The 8,572-nt window shown below is 70.9% G+C and carries 7 protein-coding genes; 2 read left to right on the top strand and 5 right to left on the bottom strand.

All coding sequences use genetic code 11. From position 1 onward, the window contains the following. Positions 1 to 223: 223 nt before the first annotated feature. Both ACFYO2_RS19845 and ACFYO2_RS19840 read left to right on the top strand, forming a co-directional pair. Positions 224 to 1,153: an NAD(P)-dependent oxidoreductase gene (locus ACFYO2_RS19845; RefSeq protein WP_388350370.1), complete on the top strand. Its 930-nt coding sequence runs from the start codon at positions 224 to 226 to the stop codon at positions 1,151 to 1,153. Continuing rightward, complete coding sequence (locus ACFYO2_RS19840; RefSeq protein ID WP_388350367.1) at positions 1,150 to 2,643, top strand: SLC13 family permease; 1,494 nt, start codon at positions 1,150 to 1,152, stop codon at positions 2,641 to 2,643. Before ACFYO2_RS19845 ends, ACFYO2_RS19840 begins: the two co-directional genes overlap by 4 nt. A gap of 28 nt (positions 2,644 to 2,671) precedes the next feature. Here the strand turns inward: ACFYO2_RS19840 and ACFYO2_RS19835 are convergent, their stop codons facing one another. The 5 genes from ACFYO2_RS19835 to ACFYO2_RS19815 all read right to left on the bottom strand — a co-directional run bounded on the left by ACFYO2_RS19835 (position 2,672) and on the right by ACFYO2_RS19815 (position 8,329). Continuing rightward, positions 2,672 to 3,424: a hypothetical protein gene (locus tag ACFYO2_RS19835; protein WP_388350364.1), complete on the bottom strand. Its 753-nt coding sequence runs from the start codon at positions 3,422 to 3,424 to the stop codon at positions 2,672 to 2,674. Further along, complete coding sequence (locus ACFYO2_RS19830) at positions 3,421 to 3,879, bottom strand: acyl-CoA thioesterase (RefSeq protein WP_388350362.1); 459 nt, start codon at positions 3,877 to 3,879, stop codon at positions 3,421 to 3,423. Before ACFYO2_RS19830 ends, ACFYO2_RS19835 begins: the two co-directional genes overlap by 4 nt. Before the next feature lie 4 nt (positions 3,880 to 3,883). Further along, positions 3,884 to 5,548, bottom strand: a complete 1,665-nt coding sequence (gene ettA, locus ACFYO2_RS19825) for an energy-dependent translational throttle protein EttA (RefSeq protein ID WP_388350359.1) — start codon at positions 5,546 to 5,548, stop codon at positions 3,884 to 3,886. Positions 5,549 to 6,194: 646 nt separating this feature from the next. Continuing rightward, on the bottom strand, positions 6,195 to 7,604 hold the full coding sequence (locus tag ACFYO2_RS19820) for a Cys-Gln thioester bond-forming surface protein (protein ID WP_388350356.1): 1,410 nt from the start codon (positions 7,602 to 7,604) through the stop codon (positions 6,195 to 6,197). Between the two features lie 260 nt (positions 7,605 to 7,864). Further along, complete coding sequence (locus tag ACFYO2_RS19815) at positions 7,865 to 8,329, bottom strand: single-stranded DNA-binding protein (protein WP_388350355.1); 465 nt, start codon at positions 8,327 to 8,329, stop codon at positions 7,865 to 7,867. Between the last annotated feature and the right edge of the window lie 243 nt (positions 8,330 to 8,572).

Raw genomic sequence — 8,572 nt, 5'->3', positions numbered from 1 at the left:
CCCCCCCCCCCCCCCCCCCCCCCCCCCCCCCCCCCCCCCCCCCCCCCCCCCCCCCCCCCCCCCCCCCCCCCCCCCCCCCCCCCCCCCCCCCCCCGGTTCGGGACGGGAAGGGGCGGAGGGGGCGAACCCCCCGAGCGCAACCCCCACCCACCGCACCCGCACCCGCACCCGCACACCGCCTCGGCCCGAACTCCCCCGCTCTCGAAGGAAAGGCACCCCACCAATGCACCCCCACCCCCGCACCGCGGTAATCGGCCTGGGCGCCATGGGCCTCCCCATGGCCACCCGCCTCGCCGCCCACCTCCCCGTCACCGCCTACGACATATCCGAACCCCGCCTCACCCAACTCACCACCGCCGGCGGCACCGCCGCCCCCACCCCCGCCGACGCCGCCCGCCACGCCGACGTCGTCCTCCTCGCCGTACGCGACCAGCAGCAGGTCGACATAGCCCTCTTCGGCGAGCACGGCGCAGCCGAAACCCTCCGCCCCGGCGCCACCGTCGTCCTCACCAGCACGGTCGGCCCGGACGCCGCCCGCACCACGGCCGCCCGCCTCGCAGAACACGGCATCCTCACGGTCGACGCCCCGGTCAGCGGCGGCCCGGCCCGAGCCGGGAACGGCGATCTCCTCATCGTCGTCGGCGCCGAGGACAAGGCCCTCGACCTCGCCCGACCGGTCCTCGAACTGCTCGCCTCGACCCTCACGGTCGTCGGCCCCCGCCCGGGCGACGGCCAAGCCCTCAAGGCGATCAACCAGCTCCTCGCCGGCGTCCACATCGCCGCCGCCGCGGAGGCGATCGCCCTGGCCCGCGCCCTCGGCCTGGACCCGGCGACGGTCGTGGAGAGCCTGCGGCACGGCGCGGCCGGTTCGTTCATGTTCGCCGACCGCGGCCCCCGCATGGTCGAGACGTACGAGAACGACGCCGCCCCCGAGGTCAAGTCCCGTCTGGACATCTTCGTGAAGGACATGGGCATCGTCACCGGCATCGCCGGCGAAGCCCATGTCCCGGTTCCGCTCGCGTCGGCCGCCCAGCAGCTCTACCTCCTCGGCGAACGCGCCGGCCTCGCCGCCCACGACGACTCCTCCGTAGTCACCCTCCTGTCCCCGAAGTCCGCCAACTCCCCAACACCCCAGAAAGAAGAGGGACGATGAGCCACACCACCCTCCTCCTGATCGCCGCCGCCGGCGTCGTCACCCTGCTGCTGCTGATCCTGCGCGCCAAGGTCCAGCCGTTCGTCGCCCTCGTCGTCGTCTCCATCGGCGTCGCCCTCGCCGCGGGCGTCCCGGCCGCCGACCTGGTGAAGACCATCGAGGACGGCATGGGCTCCACGCTCGGCCACATCGCCACGATCATCGCCCTTGGCGCGATGATCGGCCGGATCATCGAACTCTCCGGCGGCGCCGCCGCGTTCGCCCACTCCCTCATCGACCGCTTCGGCTCCAAGCGCACCCCGCTCGCTCTCACCGTCGCCGGTTTCGTCCTCGGCATCCCGGTCTTCTTCGAGGTCGGCCTCATCATCCTGATGCCGATCGCGTACGGCGTCGCCCGCGCCTCCCGCAAGCCGCTCCTCGTCTACGCCCTCCCGATGGGCGCCGCGATGCTCACGGTGCACGCCTTCCTGCCCCCGCACCCAGGCGCGGTCGCCGCCGCCCAGGCCATCGGCGCCGACCAGGGCCTGGTTTTGCTCATGGGCATCCCGGTCACCGCGGTCGTGATCCTGCTGGGCTATCTGATCTCCCGCCGGATGACCCGCCGCGAATACCCGATGGACCCGGCCCTGCACGCGGAGATCTACGGCGAGGAGGCCACCTCCAGAGCCGTCGAAGCCGACGAAGCCCCCGGAGCCCCCGGAGTCCCCGGAGTCGATGGTGGTTCCACCCCCGCCGGCGCCACCGCCCGGGCCGACGACGGCCACGGCACCGCCGTCCTCATCAAGCCGGCCCCGACGACCACCACCCCGGCCGTCCGCCCGCCCTCCTTCGGCACGGTCCTCGCCCTGATCGTCACCCCGATCCTGCTGATCCTCGCCGGTACCCTCGGCCAGAACCTCCTCGCCGACGGCTCCGCCCTGCGCGCCGTCCTCACCGTCCTCGGCGCCCCCATGGTGGCCCTGCTGATCGACGTGGCGCTGTGCGCGTACGTCCTCGGCGCCCGCCGCGGCTGGGACCGCGCCCACATCGGGAGCGTGATGACGTCGGCCCTGCCGCCGGTGGCGATGGTGATCCTGGTGGCGGGCGCGGGCGGTGTCTTCGGCAAGGTGCTGGTGGCGAGCGGCATCGGCGACGCGATCGCCGACGTACTCGACCGGACCGGTCTGCCCGCGCTCTTCCTCGCCTTCCTGACGGCGCTGGCCCTGCGGGCCGCCCAGGGCTCGGCCACGGTGGCCCTGATCACCACGGCGGGCATCCTCACCCCGCTCCTGCAGCGCGCCGACCTGTCCACCGGCCAGCTCTCCCTGGTCGCCCTGGCGATGGGCGCGGGCGGCCTCTCCGTCTCGCACATCAACGACGCGGGCTACTGGATGTTCACCAAGCTGGCCGGCCTGGACGTGGCCTCGGGCCTGCGCACCTGGACGGTCCTGACGACCACCATGGGCTTCATCGGCTTCGGGCTGACCGCCGCCCTGTGGCCGCTGGTGTAGCCAACCGAGGCCGCCGATGCGTCCGGAGTCACCGGACGCTGATGTCCAGCGCTCCAAGTCCCGCCCTGCGCACGGCGATCGACCCGTACGGTGTGCGCAGCCTGAGCCATGCGCCCGACGAGAACAGCCCCAGCGGCGCCTCGTCGGGCGCACGCGCGCCGTCCGGCGCAAGTGTGTCGGCGGACGCACGCGTGTCGGCGGACGCACGCGTGTCCGAGGGCACGGCCGGACGCAGGAACCCCAGCGACTGGGCCGCGTGCACGGCCCGTACCGGCAACCCGGTGTCCCCGACCGTCCGGGACCAGATCTCCCGCCCGATCCGGTCGAGTTCGGCGCGCGTACGCCGCTCGGGTGCCAACTCCTGCGTACGGGACCGGAATTCGGCGATCACGGCGGCGACCATCGCCCGCAACGCCTCCGGCGCCGGCAGCCCCGGCACGGCGCGCCATCCGCCGCGCGGCGGCAGCACGCCCGCCCACGGCGGCCCGGTCACCGCCTCCGGAACGCCCGCGGTGACCGCGGTCTCGTCGATCGACTCCAGGAGTTCACCCGCGGAGACGGTCACGTCCAGCATGACGTCGAGCCCGTCCTCGTACGGCTTGGCGAGCCGCACCGCGCGGATCGCGAGCACCTCGAAGGACGGCGGCCGTCCGAAGACGGCGAGTGCGGTGCCGGCTCCTTGGAGGCGCACCGCTGCTCCACGGTCGTAGTGGAGCAGCCGGGAGAGGAAGGCCGCGAGATCCGCCGCCTCCCCCTCGTCGGCGAGGTGGAGCACCGTCATGCGGCGACGGCCTCCTCCTCGTCGGAGTCGCCGGAACCGTCGGAGCCGTCACCCCGATCGTCCCGGTCGTCGTCCCGGTACTCCTCCAGGAACTCCCGCTCCTGAGGGGTGAGCCGGCGCGGGCGCTGGGCCTGGAAGTCGAACGGCACGATCACCGTCGAGGCCCGGACATAGACCTGGTCCGGGTCCTTGACCTCGTACATGATCGTGAAGGACGCCGCCCTTATCTCCGTGACCCACAGTTCGATGTCCACCGGTGTGTGCCGGTGGACCAGCTGCCGCTTGTAGTCGATCTCATGGCGCGCCACCACGGACCCCTGCTTGAAGTCCTTCTCCGGGCGGAACAGGAAGTCGATACGGGCTTCCTCCAGGTAGCGCAGGAAGACCACGTTGTTGACGTGGCCGTACGCGTCCATGTCCGCCCAGCGCAGCGGGCAGCGGTAGATGTGCCGCAAGAGATCAGCCCCGGGTCAGCTTCTTGTAGGTGGCACGGTGCGGACGTGCGGCGTCCGGACCGAGTCGCTCGATCTTGTTCTTCTCGTACGACTCGAAGTTGCCCTCGAACCAGAACCACTTGGAGTCACCCTCGTAGGCGAGGATGTGCGTGGCGACCCGGTCGAGGAACCACCGGTCGTGGGAGACGACCACGGCCGCGCCCGGGAACTCGAGCAGCGCGTTCTCGAGGGAGCCCAGAGTCTCCACGTCGAGGTCGTTGGTCGGCTCGTCGAGCAGCAGCAGGTTGCCGCCCTGCTTGAGGGTGAGCGCGAGGTTGAGGCGGTTGCGCTCACCGCCGGAGAGGACGCCGGCCGGCTTCTGCTGGTCCGGACCCTTGAACCCGAAGGCGGAGACGTACGCCCGCGAGGGCATCTCCACCTGTCCCACATTGATGTAGTCCAGCTCATCGCTGACGACGGCCCACAGCGACTTCTTCGGGTCGATGTTCTCGCGGCTCTGGTCGACGTACGAGATCTTGACGGTGTCGCCGACCTTGATCGAACCGGAGTCCGGGTCCTCCAGACCCTGGATCATCTTGAAGAGGGTGGTCTTGCCCGCGCCGTTCGGCCCGATGACACCGACGATCCCGTTACGCGGCAGCGTGAAGGAGAGATCGTCGATGAGGACCTTCTCGCCGAAGGCCTTGCTGAGGTTGTCGACCTCGACGACCACGCTGCCCAGACGCGGGCCCGGCGGGATCTGGATCTCCTCGAAGTCCAGCTTCCGCATCTTGTCCGCCTCGGCGGCCATCTCCTCGTAGCGGGACAGACGCGCCTTGGACTTGGCCTGACGCCCCTTGGCGTTGGACCGCACCCACTCGAGCTCTTCCTTGAGCCGCTTCGCCCGCTTGGCGTCCTTCTGCCCCTCGACCTTGAGGCGGGAGGCCTTCTTGTCGAGGTACGTGGAGTAGTTGCCCTCGTACGGGTGCGCGCGGCCGCGGTCCAGCTCGAGGATCCACTCGGCGACGTTGTCGAGGAAGTACCGGTCGTGGGTGACGGCGACGACGGTGCCGGCGTACTTCGCGAGGTGCTGCTCCAGCCACTGCACGGACTCGGCGTCCAGGTGGTTGGTGGGCTCGTCGAGCAGCAACAGGTCGGGGGCCTCGATCAGCAGCTTGCACAGCGCGACGCGGCGCTTCTCACCACCGGAGAGGTTGGTGACCGGCCAGTCGCCGGGCGGGCAGCCCAGGGCATCCATGGCCTGCTCAAGCTGGGCGTCCAGGTCCCACGCGCCTGCGTGGTCCAGGTCGTCCTGGAGCTTGCCCATCTCCTCCATGAGCGCGTCCGAGTAGTCGGTCGCCATGAGCTCGGCGACCTCGTTGAAGCGGTGCAGCTTGCCCATGATCTCGGCGGCGCCGTCCTGCACGTTCTCCAGGACCGTCTTGGACTCGTCGAGCGGCGGCTCCTGGAGCAGCATGCCGACGGAGTAGCCGGGCGACAGGAACGCGTCACCGTTGGACGGCTGCTCCAGCCCGGCCATGATCTTGAGAACGGTGGACTTACCGGCACCGTTCGGACCGACCACACCGATCTTCGCGCCGGGCAGGAAGCTCAGCGTCACGTCGTCAAGGATCACCTTGTCGCCGTGCGCCTTACGCGTCTTGCGCATGGTGTAGATGTACTCAGCCAAGAGAAACCGTCCGGCAGCTTGAATTCTGGCAGTGGGCAGATACACCCCATCTTGCCTGACCGCCACCCCTCGGGGGAAACCCGTTCGGTCGGGGGCCCGTGACCTGGGGCTACACCGCTGGCGGTTGTAGCCCGACTGTCACTGTCGGTCGCCATTGGCGGGCCTCGGGAGACTTCGGACGGCCCAGAGACGGCCCGGAGTTCAAGGCCGCTCAAGCCAGTGACCCGCTACAAGGCCTGCGGCACGAACAACCGACCCGGACCGCTGGCCGTCCCGGCTCAGCACTGCCGACCTGGCCCGGCTGCTGGGCCTCGGGAGCACGGTCGGCCGGTCCCGGCCCCACCGTAGGACCGCGCCGGTAGTTGTCCTGTCACCGGCTGTCACCGGCAGTCGCGGTCGGGCACGGCCGGCGGGGCCATCATGCGGGCAGGACTGATGCCGTGTTCCCTCCCAGAGGCCGCTGCCCTCGGCCGTCCGGCCCGGGAGAGGAACGTCTGGCCGTGCACCGTCCGTCCGGCCGGCTCTCCTCCTGAAGTACGACGGGATGTCTCCGCCCCGCACAGGCCGGGCGAAGACCGTGTTCTCGTCGAGGTTGCCGTACGGCGCTGGCTGCCGGCCGGCACGGCTCGGTGATCGCCGGTGCTCGCTAGTCCTCGGTGGGCGTCTTCTTCCTGCCCACCAGCAGCAGTGCCGCGCCGCCGATCACCACGAGGGCGATGGCTGTGCCGGCGATCATCGGGGTCGCGTTGGAGCTGCCGGTTTCGGCGAGGTTGACGTCGGCGGTGGTGAGGCCCTCCGTGGCGGGGCTGGGCTCGCTGAGGGTCTGGGTGGTGTCGCCGGTCGCGCTGCTCTGGGTCCGGCAGTCGAGGACACCTGTGAAGCGCTGCTGTATGCCGCCCGGACCCGTGAGCGTGAAGTCGTACGCCTGGTCCTCCTGCAGTGGGATCGTGACCGTCCGGGACTCGCCCGCCGGGATGCTGTGCTCGATCCCCATGAGCTGGAAGGTGAAGGGCTCGTCGCCCACATTGGCCGCGGTGATGTCCAGGCCGCCCTTGGCGCAGTTCTTCGCCGCGGACAGGGCGGGTATGGCGCCCTGCTTCGCCCAGGTCGCACTCGCCGTAGCAGAGACCGTCGACTCGCTGGAGCCGGCCAGGATCTGCGGCTGGCTGCGGCTCTCCGAGGTGAAGGCGCGGCCGACCGGCACGGTGGTCGACGCCTGCACGGTCAGCTCGGCCGAGCCGGCCGTCGCGTCCTGCGGCACATCGATGAAGAGCTGACTGCCGTCCGCCGCGGAGGTGATGGCCTTGCCGTCCTTGCCGACGATCCGCACCCCGCTGGTGGCGGCGTCAGCAGGCGGCGTCACCGTGACGCCGTCCGCGTTGGTGTGCACTGTGACCGGGCCGAGCAGTTCACCGGGGTGGCCGGAGACCGCGGGCGGGTCGAGCGTCAGGGACGCCTCGGGCTCCGCCACGTTCCGGGCGCTCTTCTCCAGGTGGTCCGCGAGCTTCTCGGCCTGCGGGTCGACGGCGTCGACGTCCGCGCCGTCCGAGTAGCGCCAGATGGCCACCTGGGTGCCGGCCGCGGCGTCCTCCTCGTTGAGGCCGCCGCCCACACCCGCCGCCGCCGCGAGCGCCGCGAGATCGTTGACCTGCGGGTAGGAGTTCTGCAGGATCCAACGGATCTTGCCGGCGTTCCTGTTGGCGCCGAGCGAGGTGCCGCTCCACGGCGTCTCGTGGTACTTGGCGTCCCGCTGCGTGGGGTTGTGCAGGTCGACGCAGTAGGTCTGCAGGGTGCCGCCGCCCTCGACGGACATCTCGAACAGGCCCGCGGACACCGTCAGGTCCCCGGCGGCGTCGTGTATGACGGCATCGCCGTACGTCTTCAGGCCGCCCATCATCGCGGTCGCCCCGCTCTGACTCTGTGCCGTCTCGTCGGCGGTCGCCGGGCCCGCGCCGGTCAGCACACCGGCGGCGAGGAGCCCGGACACCAACATGGTGGCGGCGAGGCGGGCCACGCCTCGCCTGCGCACCAACAGCGCAGAGAACGAAGAAAACACAGAATTCCCCTTCGAGCAGGACCCGTTGACGTGGGGGCGTGGTCCCACCAGCAGAAACAGAAACCCCGAGAGCTACGCTCGGCATCCTAGGTACGTGGCGCACCGCGCTTCCCGGAGATGCTGTCGGTCAACCGATCCGACTCGGAATCGTTATCGCCAGGACCGCGCCTGAACAGGGCTTATCGACAAATCCACCGGGATCGTTCGGCGCGCATTCGCCGATAAGCCGCAGTTCGGTCAGCCTCCGCCGACCGCTGACATCACGTCAGCGCGGCTGCTTCCGGGCGTCGTTGGGCGTCCGGCTCCGCGGGCGGTGTCTCCCAGCTGGGCTCGGGCTGCCCCGGGACGCCGACGGCCGCCGTCTCCGGCCTGTGCGTGCGCCGGAAGGCCGAGGTTCCTCGCGCGAGATCGTGGCCGATGGCCAGCGCGTCGATGTCGGCCGACGTCCAGCTCTGCCCCTCGCGCACCTCCGAGCGCACCTTCAGCCTGCCCTGCACGACCACGGGGTCGCCCACGTTGATCGACGCCGTCACGTTGGTGGCGAGCTGCCGGTTGGCCCACACGGTGAAGAAGTTGGTGTGGCCGTCGGTCCACACGTTCTTCTCGCGGTCCCAGTACCGGGAAGTCACCGCCAGCCGGAAGCGCGCCGACGCACCCGACGCCAGCTCCCGGAACACCGGCCGCGTCGCCACGTTGCCCACCGCGCAGATGACCGTTTCGTTCATCTCGACCCCCTCCTTTCGCCCGGCCGCTCACGCCCCGGGCGCATACGCGTACGGGCCCGTCCCGTACGGCTGCGTCTGTGGCGGTGACCGCGTCCCTCGCGATCGCCGCGGAACCAGACTGCCTCCGTCGGGCCGAGCCCGCCGAGCGCTGTGGACCACAGCCGGCCTGTGGAAAACTCCGCCACCCGAACGAGGGACCCGTCGTCCCGAGATGTCCGAGACGCCCAAGGCCCCCGGGCTTTA

It is taken from the genome of Streptomyces sp. NPDC006602, assembly GCF_042870385.1.
GTDB lineage: Bacteria > Actinomycetota > Actinomycetes > Streptomycetales > Streptomycetaceae > Streptomyces.
This window is presented reverse-complemented; position numbering and strand designations above follow the sequence as displayed.